Below are 19,533 nucleotides of genomic sequence, written 5' to 3' on the forward strand. Positions count from 1 at the left end.
CTAGGGATTGCTGAGAGGAGTACGGCTCAGTGGGACCCGCCCACGACCATCGCGGAGTTGAATCCGCCGAGGCCGCGAGCGACGACCAGCACAGCGCGCATACGGAGCGCGAGCGGCCGGTCGACGACCACGTTCAAGTCGTACCGGGGTGACGGACGGGTGTGCGCCGCGGGGGGAAGGACACCGTCGCGCAGCGCCAACAGGGCGGTGGCGACGTCGAGCGGTCCCGCTCCCGCACACAGCCGGCCGGTCAGGGTCTTGGGGACGGCGACCGGAAGCTCGCGTTCGCCGAAGACCCCGGTCAGCGCGGCGACCTCTGCCCGGTCGAGGTCGGGGACGCCGGCCGCGTCGGCGAAGACGGCATCGATGTCACCGGGGTCGGCGCCGGCGTCGGCCAGGGCGAGTTCGATCGCCCTTCGCAGTGCCGACGCGTCGTCCGGGGGTACGGTGCCCGGCTTCGGGCCGAAGGTGGCGGCGTATCCCAGGAGCCTGCCGCGGACCTGCGGGGCGCCGCGCTTGCGGGCCGCCGCCTCATCCTCCACGACAAGGATCGCGCCACCCTCGCCGGGTACGAAGCCCGCGGCCTCCTCGTCGAAGGGGCGGTAGGCGAGCGCCGGGTCCTCGGCGGCGCTCAGCTGTCCGGTGGCGGTCTGGGCGATCCAGCCCCACGGGCACAGAGAGCCGTCCACGGCACCGGTGACCACGGCGTTCAGACCGCGGCGCAGCAGCCGTCGGGCCTGGGCCAGGGCGTCGAGACCGCCCGCTTCGTCAGCGACCAGCACTCCGCTGGGTCCGCGCAGACCGTGCCGGATGGAGATCTGGCCGGTGTTGACCGCGTAGAACCAGGCGAACGACTGGTACGCGCTGACGTACTCGGGGCCCTTGCGCCACAGGTTGTCGAGTTCCTGGTGGCCGAACTCGAAACCGCCCGCGCTGTTGGCGGTCACCACACCGACGCCGTACTCGGGCAGTTTCCCTGTGTCCAGGCCGGCGTCGCGGATGGCCTCGTCGGCGGCGACGAGCGAGAGCCGGGTGGAGTGGTCGGTCTGCGGGACGAGCCGACTGGGCAGATGAGCGGCGGGGTCGAACCCGCGGATCTCGCCGGCCAGCGTGGCGCGGTAGCCGTCGGCAGCGAAGCGGGTGATGCGTCCGATACCAGAGCGTGCCGCCAGGGCGGCGTTCCAGTACTCCTCGGTGCTCATGCCGTTCGGCGCGACGACTCCGATGCCCGTGACGACGACTGCGTTCACCGCTCCGCCCGACCGGGCCCGGTGAGCACCATCGCGCTCTGGAAGCCGCCGAATCCGCTGCCTACGCTGAGGACGACGTCGAGCTGCGCCTGCCGTGCGATCAGGGGTACATAGTCGAGGTCGCATTCCGGGTCGGGCTCGTGCAGGTTCGCCGTCGGCGGGACCGCGCCGTTCTCGATGGCGAGCGCGCAGGCCGCGAGTTCGACGGAGCCGATCGCGCCGAGCGAGTGGCCGATCATCGACTTGATGGAGCTGACCGGCGTGCGACGGGCGTGTTCACCGAGCGCCTTCTTGAACGCGGCGGTCTCGTGCCGGTCGTTCTGCTTGGTGCCGGAACCGTGTGCGTTGATGTAACTCACCTCATCGGCCGCCACCCGCGCCTCCGCGAGCGCGGTCTCGATGGCGGCGGCCATCTCCTTGCCGTCCGGGCGCAGCCCCGTCATGTGGAAGGCGTTGCACCGGGAGGCGAACCCGCCGACGCCCGCGTAGACATGGGCGCCGCGGGCTCGTGCGCGCTCCCGCTCCTCCAGCACGAAGACCGCGCAGCCCTCACCGAGCACGAAGCCGTTGCGACTGCGGTCGAACGGGCGGGAGGCGGTGGCCGGTTCGTCGTTGCGGGGCGTCGTCGCCCTGATCGCGTCGAAGCAGGCGACCGTGATGGGCGAGATGGGGGCATCGGTGCCTCCCGCGATCATGACGTCCGCCGAGCCCTCCTCGATGAGCCGTACGGCGTGGCCGACCGCATCGAGCCCGGAGGTACAGCCTGTGGAGACCACAGAACACGGGCCTTGTGCGCCGATGGTCCAGGCCACCTCCGCCGCCATCGAGCTGGGTACGTAGTAGTCGTAGAGGTGCGGGACCGCGAGGTCCGGGTCGACGAGCCAGTCGCGGCCGCCGTGGCTTGCGACGACGTACTCCCGTTCCAGACTCGTGGTGCAGCCCACCGCACTGCCGATGGTGACGCCCGTGCGGTAAGGATCGATCTTCTCCGCGTCGAGGCCGCTGTCGCTCGCCGCCTCCCGGGTCGCCACCAGCGCGAACTGAGTGGCCCGGTCGAGCCGGCCGGCCTCCTCGGTCGTCAGGCCTTCCGCCTCCGCGTCGAAGTCGCACTCGGCGGCGACGGTCGAGCGGAAGGGCGAGGCGTCGAAGTGGGTGATGGTACGCGTCGCGGTACGGCCGGAGACGAGCAGGTCCCAGAACGGTTTGCTGCCGATGCCTCCCGGAGCGACCACGCCGACACCGGTTATCACTACTTCACGCGCCATCCTGTTCATCCCCCGATATCTGAAGCTGATCCGGCATTCAATGCCGCGCCCCGAAGCATTCGTGGCACCACTTGAGGCGACCTCGAACGCAAGTTGAAGGCCGAACCGCCAGTTCGATTCGAGTTGGCGTCGAGGCGCGCGCTAGACCCCTTTGCGACGGTGTGGCCCGCGAGCGCCCGCTCGCCTTCCACACGTCGGAAGGGACATCCATGGCCAGCGGCACCATCACCGTCACGGAAGCCGACTACCTCCGAATCATCATTCACGGCACGACCGCGTTCGAACTTCTGCGGACGGGGCTCGAGTTCGACCTCTTCGAGCGCTTGGAGGCAGCCGAGGGCATGGACATCGAGCAGGTCGCCGAGACGATCGACGTCGAGCCACAGCCCGCCCGCATTCTGCTCCTCGGCCTCGCTTCGCTGCGTCTCCTGGAGAAGGAGGGCGACAAGTACGTCAACAGCGAGTTGGTACGGCGCAAGCTGCTCAGGGCGAACCCGCGGTTTCTGGGCCCTCTGGTGGACATCCAGGCCGACATCATCAACCAGGCGATGGGCGACTTCGCGGAGTCGATGCGGCAGAACACCAACGTTGGCCTGCGCCACATCCAAGGCCCTGGGACCACCTTGTACGAGCGACTCACAGTCCACCCCGAGCTGCAGGAGGTGTTCTACCGGAACATGGGCGACGCCTCGAAGAAGGCCTTCGCGCAGATCCTCGACCGGTACGACTTCTCCGGGATACGCCATGTCATCGACATCGGCGGTGGCGACGGGACCAACAGCATTGAACTGGCACGACGTTACCCCCAGTTGGAGGTAACGGTCTTCGACCAGGAGAGCGTTACGCAGATCGCGGCCCAGCGCACGGAGGACGCCGAGCTGAGCAAACGGATGCACTTCCATCCGGGCGACCTGTTCACGGACGCGCTGCCCGAGGGTGCCGACGCGATCATGTTCTTCCACATCTTCGAGATCTGGTCGCTGGAGCGGAACACCCAGCTGCTGCGCAAGTGCTACGAGGCCCTGCCGCCCGGCGGTGTCTGCCTGGTCTACAACTTCGTGTCGAACGACGAAGGCACCGGCTCGATGAGCGGCGGCCTGGTCTCGCCCTACTTTCTCGCCCTCGCCTCCGGCGAAGGCATGACGTATGCCCCCAAGGACATGAACAAGGCCATCCGGGACGCCGGCTTCTCCCGAGTCGAGCGTTACGACGGTCTCGGCTTCAGCCACTCCCTGGTCGTCGGGCACAAGTAGGTGCACCCTCCGGGCTCGCAGCAGCCCATGGGCTCATAGGAGAAGGAGAGTTCAGTGCCAGGACAAGACCTGTACGTGAGGTCACTCGGGGTTCACCTGCCGGAGCCGGTAAGCACCGAGCAGGCCGTGGCCGAGGGGCGCCTCGACGCCGAGGACGTGGCGGGCGGCGAGCTGACGGGCGTGCGGGTCGCCGGTGACGTGCCCGCCCCGGAGCTCGCGGTGCGGGCGGCACGCCAGTTGTTCGAGCGCGTCGGCGTCGACCCGTCGGTGGTCGATCTGATCCTGTACGCGAGTGTGTGGCACCAGGGTCCGGACGGCTGGGGCCCTCAGTCGTATGTGCAGCGCCACCTCGGCGGCGAGGCCCTCGCGGTGGAGCTGCGGCATGGCTGCACCGGCGTGTTCAGTGCCCTGGAGCTCGCCTCCGGCTTTCTGCGCGGCAATCCGCAGTCCTCGGACGCGCTGCTGCTGGGTGCGGAGAACTTCGGTACCCCGCTGATCGACCGGTGGCGGGCCACCGGCGGAGGCATGCTCGTCGGGGACGGCGCGAGCGCACTGCTGCTGGGCAAGGAGCCCGGCTTCGCGAAGCTGCTGTGGGTCGACTGCATCGCCGTCCCCGATCTCGAGGCGATGCACCGCAGTGGCGAGCCGATGTTCCCGCCGGGTGCCACCATCGGGCGTCAACTCGACTTCTCCCTGCGCAATCAGCACTTCCTCAAGCACGAGGGCGAGCAGATGCGACCGCTGCTCATGAAGGCCCACCAGGACTTGTACGACCGGTGGACAGCCGCGACCGGGCTGGGCGTCGAGGACGTCACATATCTGAGCTACATGAACACCTCGCGCACCACGATCGAGAAGCGGCTGCTGCCGTTGCTGGGGCTGCCTGCGGAGCGCACCACCTGGGACGTCGGCCGCGACATCGGGCACTTGGGCGTCAGTGACCAGCTTGTCGCCCTCGACCGGCTGCTCCAGGACGGCAGGATCGGCCCGGGTGACCACTACCTCATGTACGGGCTCGGCCCGGGCATGACCGTAGCGGGTGCGATGTTCGAGATCACCGACGTGCCTTCGTGGACACGGCGATGACGGCGCCCGAACCCATCGCGGTGGTGGGCCTCGCGTGCCGGTTCGCCGGCGGTATCGACTCGCCCGAGAAGTTCTGGTCGCTGCTTCGCGAGGGCCGTGACGCCATCGGTGAGGTGCCCGACAACCGCTGGGAGTGGTACAGCACCCTCGACCGCGAGAGTGCGGCGGCGGTGAGCGGTGTGACCCGGTACGGTGCGTTCCTCGACGACATCAAGGGCTTCGACGCCGACTTCTTCGAGGTGACCCCGCGCGAGGCGGCGCTCATGGACCCGCAGCAGCGCATCATCCTGGAACTGGCCTGGGAGGCGCTGGAGCACGCCGGTATCCCCCCGCGAGATCTCGCGGGCAGCGACGCCGGGGTGTTCATGGGCGTCGGCTCCGACGACTACGGGCGCCGAATGCTGGAGGATCTGCCCCATATCGAAGCGTGGACCGGCATCGGCGGCGCCTACTGTGGGGTCGCCAACCGGGTCTCGTACGTGCTGGACCTGCACGGGCCGAGCATCGCAGTGGACACTGCGTGCTCGTCCTCGCTCGTGTCCATTCATCTGGCGGTCCAGAGCCTGCACGCCCATGAATGCCCGGTGGCGCTTGCCGGTGGTGTACTCGTGATGGCGTCGCCCGGTCTGTCGCTGGTGCTGGACGCCGCCGGGGCAACGGCACCCGACGGACGCTGCAAGTCATTCGACGCGAGCGGCGACGGCTACGGCCGCGGTGAGGGCGGCGGAGTCGTCGTCCTGAAGCGGCTGTCGGACGCCCGGCGCGACGGCGACCGGATCCTCGCCCTGATACGGGGCAGTGCGGTACACCAGGACGGGAAGACCAGCGGCATCATGGCGCCCAACGGTGAGGCGCAGGCTCACCTGATGCGCAAGGCGTACGAGCGTGCCGGTCTCGACCCGGCCACGGTCGGCTACGTGGAGGCGCACGGCACGGGCACCCGCGCGGGCGATCCGCTGGAGGCGGGGGCGATGGCCTCGGTCTTCGGTGTGGACCGGCCGCGCGACCGGCCCTGCTTGATCGGGTCCGTGAAGCCAAACATCGGCCATCTGGAGGCGGGCGCGGGCGTCGCCGGAGTGATCAAAGCGATCCTGGCGCTCCAGCACGCCGAGATCCCGCCGAGTCTCAACTTCCACGAGCCCAATCCCGCCGTCCCCTGGGCAACCTCCGGCCTGCGGGTGGTCACCGAACCGACGCAATGGCCCGAGACGGGCAGCGGTCCCCGGCGGGCGGGGGTCTCCGGGTACGGCTACGGCGGCACGATCGCGCACGTCGTACTGGAGCAGGCACCGGACATCGAGCTCCCGGATCGGCCGCGGCACGACGAGGTGCTGGAAGGCCGGCAGGTGGGGCCTGCTCTGTACCCGCTGTCCGGCGCGAGCGAGGCCGCCGTACGGGAATACGCGGGGAATCTCGCCGACCGGCTCGAGGTACCGGCAACCGTCTCCGAGGTGGGCTACACGCTGGCGCGGCGGCGTTCCCATCTGCCGAACCGTGCCGCTGTGGTGGCTGCCAACCGAGTACAACTTGCCGCGCGCTTGAGGGAGTTCGCCAACACGGGCGGCGCACCGGGGCTGAGTACCGGCTCGGTGCTGCCGGCTGCCGGGCGCGGTCTGGTCTGGGTGTTCTCCGGACACGGTTCGCAGTGGACCGGTATGGCGCGCGAGCTGCTCTCCGAGGAGCCGGTGTTCGCGGAGGCCGTCGACCGGCTGGTGCCCGTGTTCCTGGAAGAGTTGGGCGTCTCCCCCAGGGCGGCACTCCTCGACGACGCCCCGCAGCCCGTCGACGTGGTCCAGCCGCTGATCTTCGCCGTGCAGACCGCGCTGAGTGCCCTCTGGCGGGCGCGGGGGCTACGGCCCAGCGCCGTTCTCGGCCACTCCGTCGGTGAGATCGCGGCCGCCGTGACTGCCGGAATGCTGACGCTGGAGCAGGGCGCACGGCTGGTGTGCCGACGTTCGCTGCTCCTGCGCAGGGTGGCCGGGAAGGGTGCCATGGCGATGGTGAGCCTGACCGCCGAGGAGGCCGAACTCCGTCTGGGCGGGCGCCGGGACGTGACCGTGGCGATAACCGCGTCACCGGGTTCCACCGTGATCTCCGGGGATATTCCTGCGGTCGCGGAAGTCGGCGAGCAGTGGCGTGCCGACGGGGTCGCGGTCCGGGCGGTCGACTCCGACGTGGCGTTCCACAGTCCGCACATGGACCCGCTGCTGGATGATCTGGCGGCCGCGGCTGCGGACCTCACGCCGTCCCCCGCCACGATCCCCGTCTACGGGACGGCCCTGGACGACCCCAGGGACACCGCGCCGCGCGACGGCCGCTATTGGGCGGCCAACCTCGGTGGCCGAGTGCGGTTCCAGCAGGCCGTCCGGGCTGCCGTCGAGGACGGCTACCGGCTCTTCCTTGAGGTATCCCCGCACCCGGTGGTCGAGCACTCGGTCAATGAGACGTTGGACCACCTCGGCGTCGAGGATGCCTTCGCCACCCACTCGCTGCGCCGCCGCCGTCCCGAACGCGAGACCCTGCTGGCCAGCCTCGGCCAGCTGTACTGCCACGGCGCCACCGTGAACTGGTCGCGCTCCTGGCCCGACGCCGCTGTGGCCGAGCTGCCAGGCGTCGCCTGGCAGCGCCGGCCGCACTGGCTTCAGGAGCCGCCTCCCCGCTCGGCCACAGCCGACCGCCACGACGTCACCGGCCACACGCTGCTGGGCAGGCGGACCACCGTGAACGGCACGACCCCGGCACAGAGCTGGCGGACGTATCTCGACCGCGACAGCCGCCCCTACCCCGGCGACCACCCGGTCCGCGAGGTGGAGATCATCCCTGCGGCGGTCCTGCTCAACACCTTCCTCACCGCCGCCGCATGGGGCGGCACTCTGCCGGATCTCACGGATGTGGCGCTGCGGGTGCCCGTGTCCGTGACACAGCCGCGCGAGGTCCAGGTCGTCAGCCAGGACGGCACGATCCGGCTCACCTCCCGCCTCGTCGGCGAACCGGGCGACGACAAGGGTCTGATCACCCACACCACGGCGACCGTCGAGCCGCACAGCGCGCTCGGCGAGGCGGCACCGGTCGCCACCCACGCGGAACTGCCGACCGGGCAGATCGTGGACCGCCTCGCAGAACTCGGTGTCGCTGCCATGGGCTTCCCCTGGCGAATCAGCGAACTTCGGTGCGGAGAAGGCACCTTGGCCGCCGTGGTCCGTGCGGACCCGGAGTCCGACGAGGCACCGGCGACCTGGGCTTCGGTCTTGGACGCCGCCCTGTCGACCGCGTCGGTGGTGTTCCCCGGACCGCCGGTGCTGCGCATGCCCGCGCACATCAAGCGGGTCACCCTCGATGGACCGTCCCCCGCGCGGGCCCGGATAACCGTGCGCGTCACCGGCGAGAGTGTCGTCGACGTGGAGATCAGTGACATGGGCGGCGCCCTCCTGGGCCGGCTCACGGGACTGCGGTACGGCCTGCTGGAGGGCGACACGGTCACCGGCGCCGGCCCGCGCCGACTCGTCCACCGCATGGAGTGGCGGCCGCTCGAGCGGACGGACCCCGGCTCGCATCCGACTGTGGTGCTCGTCGGCGACGACCGTGACCTGGTGAAGCGGCTGAGTCGGCGCCTGGTCGGCGAGGCCGTGCCACACCGGATCGCCTTCGCTCCCGAGGAACTGCGTGCGAGTGAGCTGACGAACGGCCACACCGTGGTCGTCGTACCGGCGCGCGGCCTGCCCGGTGAGCCCGTCGGCAGGGCGTCCGTACGGGCCTCATGGCTGCTCGCGCGGACTGCCCAACGGCTCGCCGCGGCCCCCGCGGCGAGCCCGCCCAGGCTGTGGTGCGTGACCCAGGGCGTACGTGAGAGTGCGGACGAAGCCTCCCTCGCCCACGCGCCGTTGTGGGGCCTGGGTCGCATCATCGCCGGAGAGCACCCGGACCTGTGGGGCGGGCTGGTGGACATCGGATCCTCGCCCCGCGATGTCGCCGGGTTCATCGACCTCCTCGGCACGACGCACGGCGAGGACATCCTGGCCATACGCGAAGGAAAGCCCGAGGTCGCGAGGCTGGCCCTGTTGGAGGACGAGCCGGTACGCCCACCGATGACCTGCCGCCCCGACAGCACGTACCTGATCACGGGTGGTCTCGGCGCCCTCGGACTGGAGGTGGCCCACTGGCTGGCCGGGCGCGGCGCGCGCCGGATCGTCCTGTCCGGGCGGCGGGCGCTGCCGTCGCGGGACCAGTGGGACGAGGTCACCGATCCGCACGTGCTGGCCCAGGTGGAGGCAGTCAAGTCCCTTGAACGGCTGGGCACCACGGTCGCCACGGTCGCGCTGGACGTCTCCGACGCCGACGCCGCGGAGAAACTGCTCGCGCCCGCCGCACTCGGCCTGCCGCCCATCCGGGGTGTCGTGCACGCGGCGGGTGTGTTGGACGACCGTCCGCTGCGCTCGCTCGACCAGGCCTCTCTGCGCACGGTACTCAGGCCGAAGACCGAGGGCGCCTGGGTGCTGCACGGCCTCTTCCCGCCCGGCAGCTTGGACTTCCTGGTGCTGTTCTCATCCTGCGGGCAACTGCTCGGTCTGCCTGGACAGTCCAGCTATGCGGCGGGCAACGCCTTCCTCGACGCGCTCGCGGCCCACCGCCGCGCCATCGGGGACACCGGCACCGTCAGCTTCGGCTGGACATCATGGCGGGGCCTGGGCATGTCGACCTCCTCGGAAGTCATCGACGCGGAACTGGCCGCGCACGGCACCGCCGACGTGACAGCCTCCGAGGCCTTCGCTTCCTGGGAGCTGGCCGAGCGCTACGACCTCGCATACGCCGCAGTTCTGCGCACGCTCCCGCCGGAGCCGGGACAGCAGCGGCCCCCACTCCTGAGCGAGGTGCCGACGGACACTCCCGACGGCGAGTTCGTTGAAGAGACCGAAACCCCCTGGGCCGGCCTCGCGGGCGACGAACTGCGCGCGTTCCTCACCTCCGAGGTGAGCCGCCAGGTCGCCGCCGAGACCCGCCTGTCCGCGTCCGAGGTCGATCCGCACCGGGCGCTGGCCGAGATGGGCCTCGACTCGGTGATGACCGTACGCATCCGGCGAGCTCTGGAACGGCAGTTCAGGATGCCGCTGCCGGCGACACTCTTCTGGGACCGGCCCACCGTCCAGGCGGTCGCGGACCTGCTCACCCAGCGCGTCGACGCCCCCGGCCCCGCTCTGGTCGACGAAGGGAGCACACCGTGAGGCTCGAAGGGACGGCACACCCGGCGAAGCGCGAGGGATTCGTGCCCTGGCCCGCCGACATGGCGCGCCGCTACACGGAGGCGGGCTGCTGGCGCGGCCGCCCGCTGGGCTCGCTGATGTGGGACTGGGCCGACGCCTGGGGCGACCGCACCGCGATCGTCGATGGCGAACACCGGCTTGGTTACGCGGAACTGGCCGCCTCGGCAGACGCTCTGGCCGAGCTGCTGGCCGACCGGGGCCTGGCCAACGGCGACACGGTTCTCGTACAGCTGCCCAACTGCTGGGAGTTCGTCGTGGTCATGCTGGCCTGCTTCCGGCTCGGTGTGGCTCCGGTGATGATGTTGCTGCCGCACCGCACGTACGAACTGGCCTCCATCGGCGCTCATGTGGACGCCAAGGCCCTGATCGTGCCGGACGAATGGCGCGGCTACGACCACCAGGACCTTGCCCATCGGGTTGCCGGCGAACTGCCGGGCGAGCCGCTGGTGCTGGTCGTGGGTGATGACGTACGACCCGGCAGCTCCGACGTACGCGCCCTGCTGCGGCCGGACGGCGACACGGCCGCCCGACGCGAGCGACTGGACGAGCGGGCTCCGGACGCCGCGGACGTGGCCCTGTTCCTGCTCTCCGGCGGCACCACGGGTCTGCCCAAGGTGATCGGCCGGACCCACAACGACTACGAGTACAACATCCGGCAGTCCGCCGCGGCCTGCGACATCACGGCAGAGACCGTGTACCTTGCGGTCCTGCCCGCAGGGCACAACTACCCCCTCGCCAGTCCAGGAATTCTCGGGACGCTGTCGGCCGGGGGGCGAGTCGTTCTGCTGCCCTCACCTCGGCCCGAAGCCGTGTTCGAGGAGATCGAGCGAGAGGGCGTCACCACCACATCGGCGGTTCCGGCGGTCGCCCTCAAGTGGACGGAGGCGGCGTCCGGTTGCGGGCGTGATCTGTCCTCGCTGCGCCATGTGCACGTGGGCGGGTCGGTGCTGTCGCCGGAGCTTGCCGCCCGGATCGGACCCGCACTGAGCTGCCGAGTACAGCAGGTGTACGGGATGGCCGAGGGACTCATCTGCTATACCGCTCCGGACGCCCCGGACGAGGTGGCGCACGGCACACAGGGCGCGCCGATCAGCGCGTACGACGAACTGCTCGTCGTCGGTCCGGACGGTGAGCCCGTGGACCCGGGTGAGATCGGCGAGTTACTCACTCGCGGCCCCTACACACCGCGCGGCTACTACGGCGTGCCGGACCAGAACGCCCTGTCTTACACGCCCGACGGTTGGTATCGCACCGGCGACCAGGTGCGAATCACCCCGAACGGTCATGTCGTGGTCTGCGGCCGGGTCAAGGACCTGATCAACCGGGGCGGCGAGAAAATCGCGGCTGGAGAGATAGAGACCCTGGTGCAGGAGATGCCCCAGGTCGCCGAGGTGGCCGCCGTACCGGCACCTGATCCCGACATCGGGGAGCGGGTCTGTCTGTTCGTCCGCGTTCGCGAGGGCCACACGCTCGCTCTGGAGGACGTCTCCGCGGCGCTCACCGCGCGCGGTCTTGCCGCCTTCAAGATCCCCGAGAGGCTGGAGATCCTCGACGACCTGCCGCACACGCCCGTCGGCAAGCCCGACAAGAAGGTGCTGCGGAACATGCTCGTTACCCCGACCGTGAGGTGATCCCATGGCCATCGACCGCCTGCTCACGACGGACGGTCCAGGCCCGTCCGCACGATTCACCGAATCGGGCGCGGCCGGCGAGGACCGCTCGTCCGTCAAAGCCGCACTGGACTGGCTGACCGAGCGCAGGGACGCACACACCTTCGACGTGACACGGGTCCCGTTCGACGCCCTCGATGAGTGGTCCTTCCAGCCGGACACCGGCGATCTGGCCCACCGCAGCGGCCGGTTCTTCACGGTCGAGGGCCACCGAGTGCACTCCGACTACGGGATGGTGCCCCGCTGGGACCAACCCATCATCAACCAGCCTGAGATCGGCATGCTCGGTTTCGTCGTCAAGGAGTTCGACGGCGTCCTGCACTGTCTGACGCAGGCCAAGATGGAGCCCGGCAACGTGAACGTCGTCCAACTCTCGCCGACCGTGCAGGCCACCCGGAGCAACCAGAAACGAGTACACCGCGGTTCGCGCGTCCGGTATCTGGAGTACTTCACCGATCCTGGACGGTCCGAGGTCCTCATCGACGTTCTCCAGTCCGAGCAGGGCTCCTGGTTCCGCGGCAAGCGCAACCGCAATATCGTGGTCGAGACGACCGAGGACGTGCCGCCGCACGACGACTACCGCTGGATGACCATCGGCGAGATTCAGGAACTCCTCCGGCTGAACAACATGGTGAATATGGACGCCAGGACGGTACTGGCCTGCATGCCGTTCGCCCGTCCGACCGGGGTACCTTCGCCGGGGCCGCACCGGGAATTCCGTGCGGGTCTGCGCCGCTCCATGGCGCCGGGCGAAGGAAGCCTGCACACCATGGGGTCGGTGCTGAGCTGGTTCACCGACACCACCGCCCGCCACGAATTGCGCACCGAGCGCATCCCGTTGGACCGGGTCGAAGGCTGGCACCGCACCGCGGACGCGATCAGCCACACGGAGGGGCGGCACTTCTCGATCATCGGTGCCCGGGTGACGGCCGGCAGTCGCGAGGTACTCAACTGGACGCAGCCGCTGCTGGCACCGCACGGTCTCGGCCTGGCCGCGCTGCTGGTGAAGAACATCGGCGGGGTGCTCCACATTCTGCTGCACGCCCGGCCCGAAGGCGGCCACCCGCACGGTGTTGAACTGGCTCCCACCGTGCAGTGCACTCCGGACAGCTACCGGGGCCTGCCCGACGACCACTGGCCGCTGTTTCTGGACTTCGTCACCAGCGTCCCGCAGGAGCGGGTGCGCTTCGACGCAGTGCAGTCCGAGGAAGGCGGCCGCTTCCACCACGCGGAGTGCCGCTACGCGGTGATCGAGGTAGAGGAGGACTTCCCAGTTGAAGAGCCGCCAGGCCACCATTGGTTGACTGTGGATCAGGTAACGCGCCTGCTGCGGCACGGTCACTACCTCAACGTCCAAGCGCGCAGCCTCGTGGCATGCCTGCACAGCCTGTGGTGACCGGGCGCGGGGCACCGCTGCGGATCGGGATCCTCGGGTGCGGCGGCATCGCCATGCGCCGGATGCTGCCCGCGATGGCGCGGACCCCGGCGGTGGAGATCGCCGCGGTCGCCAGCCGCGACAAGGCCCGTGCCGAGGCGGCGGCAAAGCGGTTCGGCGGAAAAGCGGTGCACGGCTATGAGCGGCTGCTGGACCGCGACGACATCGCCGCGGTCTACGTGCCGCTGCCTCCCTCGCTGCACAAGCCGTGGACGGCGAGGGCATTGAAGGCGGGCAAGCACGCCCTGGTTGAGAAGCCCATGGTGACCGGAGCCCGGGAGGCGCGGGATCTGGCGGAACTCGCCGAGCAGGGGCGGCTGGTGCTGATGGAGAGTTTCATGTTCCTCCACCACTCCCAGCACGCCACCGTCACCGCTCTCTTGGAGCGTGGTGACATCGGCGAACTCCGCGGGGTGAGCACCGAGTTCGGATTTCCGCCGTTGTCCCCGCAGGACATCCGGTACCGGCCGGAGCTCGGCGGGGGCTCTTTGCTCGACGCCGGCGTCTACGCCCTTCGGGTCAGCCAACTGCTGTTGGGCAGCTCCTTGACGGTAATCGGCGCGACGCTGGAAACCGACGACGAGACCGGTGTCGACGTCGCCGGTGACGCATTGCTGAGGGGCGAGCGCGGGGTCACGTCCCATGTCTCCTTCGGCTTCCGGCACGCCTACCGCGCGGCCTACACTCTGTGGGGCAGCGCCGGACGGATCATCCTCGACCGTGCGTTCACTCCTCCACCCGAGCACCGTCCCGTACTCCGGATCGAACGGCAGGACCGCGTCGAGGAGTTGACGCTTGCGGCCGACGACCAGTTCGCCAACATCGCCGCCCGGTTCGCGTCACTGGTCAGAGGCGGCGGGGACCCGACTGAAGAACGTGTGGCCGCTGTGCGGCAGGCGGAGCTGGTCGACTCGGTGCGTGCGGCCGCCTTACGGCAGGCAGGCCCGGCCGGTCCGGGAGGTGCGCCGTGACCACCGCGCCCACCGGCGTCGACAGGAACCTGCTGCGCGACTCCCTGTCCCAGTGGCCGAGCGGAGTCGCCGTCGTGACCACGATGGACTCCGGCGGAGTGCGGCGCGGGTTTACCGCCACAGCCTTCTCATCCCTTTCGATGGATCCGCCGCTGGTGCTGGTGTGTCTGGACCGCGGGGCCGACTGTCGTCCGGCCTTCGCAACAGCGGACGCGATGGCCGTTCACCTCCTGCGTGACGATCAGGCACAGCTGGCCCGGCGGTTCGCCACCAAGAACATCGACAAGTACGACGGTCTGCCGACCTCCGAGGGCCTGTGCGGGGTGCCGCTACTGGGTGGCGTGCTCGCCCGCATCGAATGCGTACTGGACCGCCGGATCGACGCCGGGGACCACGTGATCCTTGTCGGCCTGGTGCACCGCTGCGAGGTCTTCGCGGGACGGCCGCTGGTCTATTTCGCCCGCGCGTTCCACGGTCTGCAGACCGGAGCCCATAGCAGTCAGGCCAGAAAGGCGGATACCCATGCCCACGACGAACGCGACGCCCACAACTCCGTCGGCGCACGCGACGGTCGGCGTACCACCGACGGACACCACGCTGGCGGCGGCCGCGGGCAAGACAGCTGAACTAGCCGCCGAGTCCGCGGCGGCCGCGGACTCCGACAACCGGCTCTCGCCCGCCGTCGCCGAGGCGCTGGTGAACGCCGGATTCGCCCGGCACCTGGTGGGCGAGAAGTGGGGCGGCTCGGCCGCCCGGCCGGGTGCGGTACAGGATCTCGCGCGGGCACTTGCCACGGTGGGCGCAGGCTGCATGTCAGCCGCCTGGTGCGGCGGGGTGCTCGCGGCCGTGGGACGTATGTGCTCGCATCTTCCCGAGGAGGGGCAGCACGAGCTGTGGGGCGACGGACCCGATGTGCCGCTCGCCGGGTCCCTGGCTCCCTTGGGGGTCGTTCGTGAGGTACCGGGCGGCTGGCGGCTGAGCGGCACGTGGGACTTCGCCAGCGGGGTGGATCACGCGCACTGGACAATGGTGGGCGCTATGGTCCGCAGGGCGGACGGCCCTCCCGCACTGCGCCACTTCGTGCTGCCTCGCCGCGACTACACGGTGTTCGACACCTGGCGCAACGTCGGACTGCGCGGCACCGGCAGCAACAGCCTGCTCGTCGACGACGTCTTTGTGCCCGCGCACCGCAGCCTCGAACACCACGCCGTACTGACGGGCGAGCCGGACGCCTCCGCCCCGCGCCTGCATCGCGTACCGCTCAAGCTGATCAACGGACTGTTCTTCGTGGCACCCGGGATCGGCGCCGTCGAGGGGGCGCTCGGCGCGTGGACGGAGTGGACCGCGAACCGCGTCGAGATAAGCGGCGTCAAGACCAGCTCACGGCCCGGCGTCCGCCTGACCCTCGCCCGGGCGGCGGCGAGCGTGGACGCGGCCCGGCTGCTCGTCGAGCGCGCCGCCACCGAAGCCGACGACGCCGAGGTCACCCCCGGCCTGACGCTCAGCACCACGCGCGACTACTCGACCGCGGTGGACCTTCTCCTCAACGCCGTGAACGGGCTGCTGCGGATGAGCGGCGCCCGGGGCCAGGCCCAGTCGAGCCCGATCCAGCGCGTGTGGCGGGATGTGCACTGCATGGCAGGGCACGCCGCGCTGCAGCCGGACGTGAACGCGGATGCGTGGGCGAAACACGCGCTCGGCGAGGAGTGACTCCCGCGCACGTGGAAGGGAGCGGCCGGCGGCCGCTCCCTTCCACGTGCCCGCTCGGTCAGGCCGCGGCTACGAACTCCCGTATCGACGCAACCATGTAGTCCACCATCTCCGGGGCGATGCCGGGGTACACCCCGATCCAGAACGTCGCCTCGGTGGTGACGTCGCTGTTGGTCAGCTCGCCGACGACACGGAAGTTCCGCCCCTCGTACGCGGGATGACGGGTGAGATTGCCCGCGAAGAGGCGGCGGGTCCTGATCTTCCGGTCCTCCAGAAAGGTCACCAGGGCGCTGCGCGTGAACGGCGCGTCGGGCAGCACGGTGAGGACGAAACCGAACCAGCTCGGGTCGCTGCCCGGCGTCGCCTCGGGCAGCAGCAGTCCCGGCACATCCTGGAGCCCCTCGCGTAGCCGCTGCCAGTTGCGCCGTCGCGCCGCGCCGAAATCCTCCAGGTGGCGCAACTGGCTCAGACCGAGTGCCGCCTGTACGTCGGTCGTCTTGAGGTTGTAACCGACGTGCGAGAACACGTACTTGTGGTCGTATCCCTGAGGCAGCGTGCCGAAACTGTAGTCGAATCGGCGCAGGCAACGGTTGTCCTCGCCCGGCTCGCACCAGCAGTCACGCCCCCAGTCCCGCATGGACTCGACGATCCGCGCGAGCGCCAGACTGCCGGTCAGCACACAGCCGCCCTCACCCATCGTGATGTGGTGGGCGGGATAGAAGCTGACGGTCGACAGGTCGCCAAAGGTGCCTGTGAGGCGCCCCCGGTAGTACGAACCGACGGCGTCGCAGTTGTCCTCGACGAGGAACAGGTCGTGCTGGGAGGCGAGTTCGGCGATCTCGGCCGCCTGGAACGGGTTGCCGAGCGCGTGCGCGACCATAATGGCTCGAGTGCGCGGACCGATGGCTTCCTCGATCCGCTCCAACGTTGTGTTGTAAGTGCCCAGTTCGATGTCGACGAAGACGGGCACCAGGCCGTTCTGCAGCACCGGGTTGACGGTCGTGGGGAAGCCCGTGGCGACCGTGATCACCTCGTCACCGGGGACCAGGCGCGCGTCTTCCAACTGCGGCGAGGTAAGGGCGCTGAGGGCGAGGAGGTTGGCCGAGGAGCCGGAGTTGGTCAGATGCGCCTTCCGTACCTTCATCGCTCGGGCGAACCGGCTCTCGAAGGTGCGCGCCCGCGCTCCGGCGGCGATCGTCATGTCCAGGGCCGCCCCGACGAAGGCGACCCGGTCCTCCTCGTCGAGCACCGCGCCCGAGGTGAGGATGTCCGTCTGGCCCGGCACGAAGCTGTCCTCGGTCTGCTCCTGGTGGAATTTCCGGGTCAGTTCCAGCAGTGCGCTGCGTATGTCCATCGGCTCAGTCAGGCCCTTCCTCGGCGTTGGTGGTGGCCTCGCTCCACATGGCCCGGACTGTCGAGGCCAGGCTGTGCCGGGGGCACCAGCCGAGCATCCGCTCCGCGAGCCCGGTGTTCACAGCAAGCCAGTCGACCCCGGCACTGCGCCCGGTCGAGGTGTCCTCCTCGACGATCGTGGCCTGCACGCCGCTCACGGAGACCAGCAGGTCCACCAGTCGGCGTACGCTCACTGCCGAGCCGCTGCCGATGTTGACGGTCCGTCCGACGACGGGGACGGTCGCGGCAGCGACCACGGCAGCGGCGAGGTCACGGCAGTCAACGAAGTCACGTTCCGCGGTCAGTGGCGCGAGCCGGATCACCGCGGCCTTGCCGCGTATGGCGGCGTCGCGCAGTTCCGCCACCGTCCGGCCCAGCAGGCTGGAGGACGGCAGTCCGGGCCCGGCACAGCTCGTCGCGCGCAGCACCACTCCGTCCAGCAGGCCCGCCCGTGTGGCGTCGAGAACGATCTCGCTTCCCCGCAGCTTGCTCCTGCCATACGCGGTCGATGGGTTTGGCGGAGCGTCCTCGGTGAGGTGCCGTCCCGGCGCGGGCATCGCGTACTCGAAGACCGAGCCGAGCTGCACCACGCGAACCTGGTGCGGCACCTTGGCCACCGCGTCCCGCAGCCGTTCCACGAGCCGGACGTTGGACTCCTCGAGTGCTTGCTCGTCGTACCCCCAGACCGCTCCGGCCGCGTTCACCAGAACGGTTGTGCCGTGTTCGATGAACAGGTCGGCCAGGGTGGCCGAAGCTTCGTCAACCACGTTGATCCGCGCGGAGGGTATGCCGGGCGCAGGCCGACGGGCAAGCGATAGGACGCGAGCGCCGCGGGCCTGGAGCGCTGCGCAGATGTGCCGCCCGAGGAAGCCGCTCCCACCGACAACGACAGCGTTCATGGCATCGCGCCCTACCACTGCGCGAGCTCGTCCGCCAGAGCGCTCGGAGACGGCAGCCCTGCCGTCTCCGAGCGCACCCTCCCGGCGGCCTCGCGGTAGGCATCGGGCGCCGCGAGCATGTCAGTGGCCGTCTTCAGTAGCAGTTCGCTGCTGTCGAGCCGGTCGAGCATCACACCCACGCCGGCACGTACGACGCCGTGGCCGATCTCCGTGCAGATCGGGGACGGCGGCACGACGAGCTGCGGTACGCCGAGGACGGCCGCGGTGAGAGCCGTGCCCGCGCCGCCGTGGTGAACCACGAGGTCACAGGTCGGCAACAGCATGCGGAAGGGCACCCCACGGGCGATCCGCACATTGGCCGGTAGCTCTTCCTCGGCGACCGGCCCTCCGGGCGCCAGGACGACCTCTGCGTCCGTGGCAGCCAGCGACTCCAGGGTCAGCGTGAGGACGTCGGGTCCACCTGGATCGCGGTAGCGCGCTCCGGCGACCCCGGCGGTCACGCACACCCGTCGGGGTCGGCCACGCTCGGCGAGCCAACCGGGGTTGTGGCCAGAGCCGTTGTACGGCACGCACCGCACGGGCAGCCGCCGCACGGGCGGTCCGTCCGGGGGCCGCACGCACGGCGGGCACGGATCGACCCAGCCGATCGGATCGGTGACCTCGTCTGCGTACCGCTCGAAGAGTTCACGGTAGGCGGGCAGCGGCTCCGCGTCGCAGTTCCCGGTCGGCGGGTGCAGCGTGCTGCCGATCTCCCAGCCGTGGCCGACGGCGGGCACCTTGAGCACGGCGGCGAGCACGGGCCCCGCCATGGAGAGCACGTCGTGGACGACCAGGTCCGGACGCCACCAGCGGCCGAAGGCGATCAGGTCGCCGAGCATCAACTCCGCGACGGCGCACTGCTTCTCGTACAGGGCGCGGATCACCCGGCGCCGGTCGGCGTCCAGCAGGTCGAGGTGTGCTGACCAGCCGCTGGGCCAGCGGGCCGGGCGGCCCCAGGCCGCGAGTTCCGGCGGCTTGGGCAACGCGGCGAGGGCCTCCTGGTTTCCGGCGCTCACAGCGCAGAGTCCCGCCTGGACGATGGCGTCCTGGCAGGACGGCGGGCCCGCGACCCGAACCTCGTGCCCGGAGGCCTGGAACGCCCAGGCCAGCGGGACCATCGGGAACAAGTGCCCCGGTGCCGCCCAGGTCGTGAACAGCACGCGCATACGTTCTCACCTCGCCCGGAGCCTGTGGCGCCCGGTCGGCGCCTGATGTCCTGACCAAGCTTCGTCGGCGGGGCTCAAGCGGGACTGGAACGTCGATCCAGGACCGGCCCTCACACTCACCCCTGATGCGTGTCAGCGC

General features: G+C 70.1%; 13 protein-coding genes. 8 read left to right on the forward strand and 5 right to left on the reverse strand.

Annotated features, from left to right (window positions below; all coding sequences use genetic code 11):
- Nucleotides 1-26: 26 nt before the first annotated feature.
- Nucleotides 27-1,250 carry a ketosynthase chain-length factor gene (locus ACIBEI_RS19015; RefSeq protein WP_398890153.1) on the reverse strand — a complete coding sequence of 408 codons (1,224 nt, stop codon included), beginning with the start codon at nucleotides 1,248-1,250 and terminating at the stop codon, nucleotides 27-29.
- A complete protein-coding gene (locus tag ACIBEI_RS19020; RefSeq protein ID WP_398890154.1) occupies nucleotides 1,247-2,515 on the reverse strand; it encodes a beta-ketoacyl-[acyl-carrier-protein] synthase family protein in 1,269 nt (422 codons plus the stop codon). The genes ACIBEI_RS19015 and ACIBEI_RS19020 overlap by 4 nt, the downstream gene beginning before the upstream one ends.
- A 209-nt stretch (nucleotides 2,516-2,724) precedes the next feature.
- Here ACIBEI_RS19020 and ACIBEI_RS19025 point away from each other — a divergent pair, with 209 nt between their 5' ends.
- Genes ACIBEI_RS19025 through ACIBEI_RS19060 form a run of 8 tightly spaced genes read left to right on the forward strand, consistent with a single transcriptional unit; the run spans nucleotide 2,725 to nucleotide 15,898 of the window.
- Nucleotides 2,725-3,768 (forward strand): methyltransferase, encoded by a 1,044-nt coding sequence (locus ACIBEI_RS19025; protein ID WP_398890156.1) that lies wholly within the window; start codon nucleotides 2,725-2,727, stop codon nucleotides 3,766-3,768.
- A gap of 54 nt (nucleotides 3,769-3,822) precedes the next feature.
- Nucleotides 3,823-4,854, forward strand: coding sequence for a ketoacyl-ACP synthase III family protein (locus tag ACIBEI_RS19030; RefSeq protein ID WP_398890158.1), 1,032 nt, complete (start codon nucleotides 3,823-3,825; stop codon nucleotides 4,852-4,854).
- Complete coding sequence (locus ACIBEI_RS19035; RefSeq protein ID WP_398890159.1) at nucleotides 4,851-10,073, forward strand: type I polyketide synthase; 5,223 nt, start codon at nucleotides 4,851-4,853, stop codon at nucleotides 10,071-10,073. Before ACIBEI_RS19030 ends, ACIBEI_RS19035 begins: the two co-directional genes overlap by 4 nt.
- Complete coding sequence (locus tag ACIBEI_RS19040) at nucleotides 10,070-11,743, forward strand: (2,3-dihydroxybenzoyl)adenylate synthase (RefSeq protein WP_398890160.1); 1,674 nt, start codon at nucleotides 10,070-10,072, stop codon at nucleotides 11,741-11,743. Before ACIBEI_RS19035 ends, ACIBEI_RS19040 begins: the two co-directional genes overlap by 4 nt.
- Nucleotides 11,744-11,747: 4 nt before the next feature.
- Nucleotides 11,748-13,178 carry an NDP-hexose 2,3-dehydratase family protein gene (locus ACIBEI_RS19045; RefSeq protein ID WP_398890162.1) on the forward strand — a complete coding sequence of 477 codons (1,431 nt, stop codon included), beginning with the start codon at nucleotides 11,748-11,750 and terminating at the stop codon, nucleotides 13,176-13,178.
- On the forward strand, nucleotides 13,157-14,188 hold the full coding sequence (locus ACIBEI_RS19050; RefSeq protein WP_398890164.1) for a Gfo/Idh/MocA family protein: 1,032 nt from the start codon (nucleotides 13,157-13,159) through the stop codon (nucleotides 14,186-14,188). The genes ACIBEI_RS19045 and ACIBEI_RS19050 overlap by 22 nt, the downstream gene beginning before the upstream one ends.
- Nucleotides 14,185-14,814 (forward strand): flavin reductase family protein, encoded by a 630-nt coding sequence (locus ACIBEI_RS19055; RefSeq protein WP_398890166.1) that lies wholly within the window; start codon nucleotides 14,185-14,187, stop codon nucleotides 14,812-14,814. The genes ACIBEI_RS19050 and ACIBEI_RS19055 overlap by 4 nt, the downstream gene beginning before the upstream one ends.
- Nucleotides 14,711-15,898, forward strand: a complete 1,188-nt coding sequence (locus tag ACIBEI_RS19060; protein WP_398890168.1) for an acyl-CoA dehydrogenase family protein — start codon at nucleotides 14,711-14,713, stop codon at nucleotides 15,896-15,898. Before ACIBEI_RS19055 ends, ACIBEI_RS19060 begins: the two co-directional genes overlap by 104 nt.
- A 58-nt stretch (nucleotides 15,899-15,956) precedes the next feature.
- On the opposite strand, the gene rfbH is transcribed toward ACIBEI_RS19060, so the two are convergent.
- The 3 genes from rfbH to ACIBEI_RS19075 are packed head-to-tail and all read right to left on the reverse strand — an operon-like array spanning nucleotide 15,957 to nucleotide 19,394.
- Nucleotides 15,957-17,252, reverse strand: coding sequence for a lipopolysaccharide biosynthesis protein RfbH (gene rfbH, locus ACIBEI_RS19065; protein WP_398890170.1), 1,296 nt, complete (start codon nucleotides 17,250-17,252; stop codon nucleotides 15,957-15,959).
- 4 nt (nucleotides 17,253-17,256) lie between these two features.
- Nucleotides 17,257-18,189: an NAD-dependent epimerase/dehydratase family protein gene (locus ACIBEI_RS19070; protein ID WP_398890172.1), complete on the reverse strand. Its 933-nt coding sequence runs from the start codon at nucleotides 18,187-18,189 to the stop codon at nucleotides 17,257-17,259.
- Between the two features lie 11 nt (nucleotides 18,190-18,200).
- Nucleotides 18,201-19,394, reverse strand: a complete 1,194-nt coding sequence (locus tag ACIBEI_RS19075; RefSeq protein WP_398890174.1) for a nucleotide disphospho-sugar-binding domain-containing protein — start codon at nucleotides 19,392-19,394, stop codon at nucleotides 18,201-18,203.
- Between the last annotated feature and the right edge of the window lie 139 nt (nucleotides 19,395-19,533).

It is taken from the genome of Streptomyces sp. NPDC050988 (assembly GCF_044456225.1).
Classification (GTDB): Bacteria; Actinomycetota; Actinomycetes; order Streptomycetales; family Streptomycetaceae; genus Streptomyces.

Coding starts and splice junctions, on each gene's coding strand:
- ACIBEI_RS19050 (WP_398890164.1), top strand. CDS start 13,157: ATGCCTGCACAGCCTGTGGTGACCGGGCGCGGGGCACCGCTGCGGATC.
- ACIBEI_RS19035 (WP_398890159.1), top strand. CDS start 4,851: ATGACGGCGCCCGAACCCATCGCGGTGGTGGGCCTCGCGTGCCGGTTC.
- rfbH (WP_398890170.1), bottom strand. CDS start 17,252: ATGGACATACGCAGCGCACTGCTGGAACTGACCCGGAAATTCCACCAG.
- ACIBEI_RS19070 (WP_398890172.1), bottom strand. CDS start 18,189: ATGAACGCTGTCGTTGTCGGTGGGAGCGGCTTCCTCGGGCGGCACATC.
- ACIBEI_RS19060 (WP_398890168.1), top strand. CDS start 14,711: ATGCCCACGACGAACGCGACGCCCACAACTCCGTCGGCGCACGCGACG.
- ACIBEI_RS19045 (WP_398890162.1), top strand. CDS start 11,748: ATGGCCATCGACCGCCTGCTCACGACGGACGGTCCAGGCCCGTCCGCA.
- ACIBEI_RS19075 (WP_398890174.1), bottom strand. CDS start 19,394: ATGCGCGTGCTGTTCACGACCTGGGCGGCACCGGGGCACTTGTTCCCG.
- ACIBEI_RS19025 (WP_398890156.1), top strand. CDS start 2,725: ATGGCCAGCGGCACCATCACCGTCACGGAAGCCGACTACCTCCGAATC.
- ACIBEI_RS19020 (WP_398890154.1), bottom strand. CDS start 2,515: ATGGCGCGTGAAGTAGTGATAACCGGTGTCGGCGTGGTCGCTCCGGGA.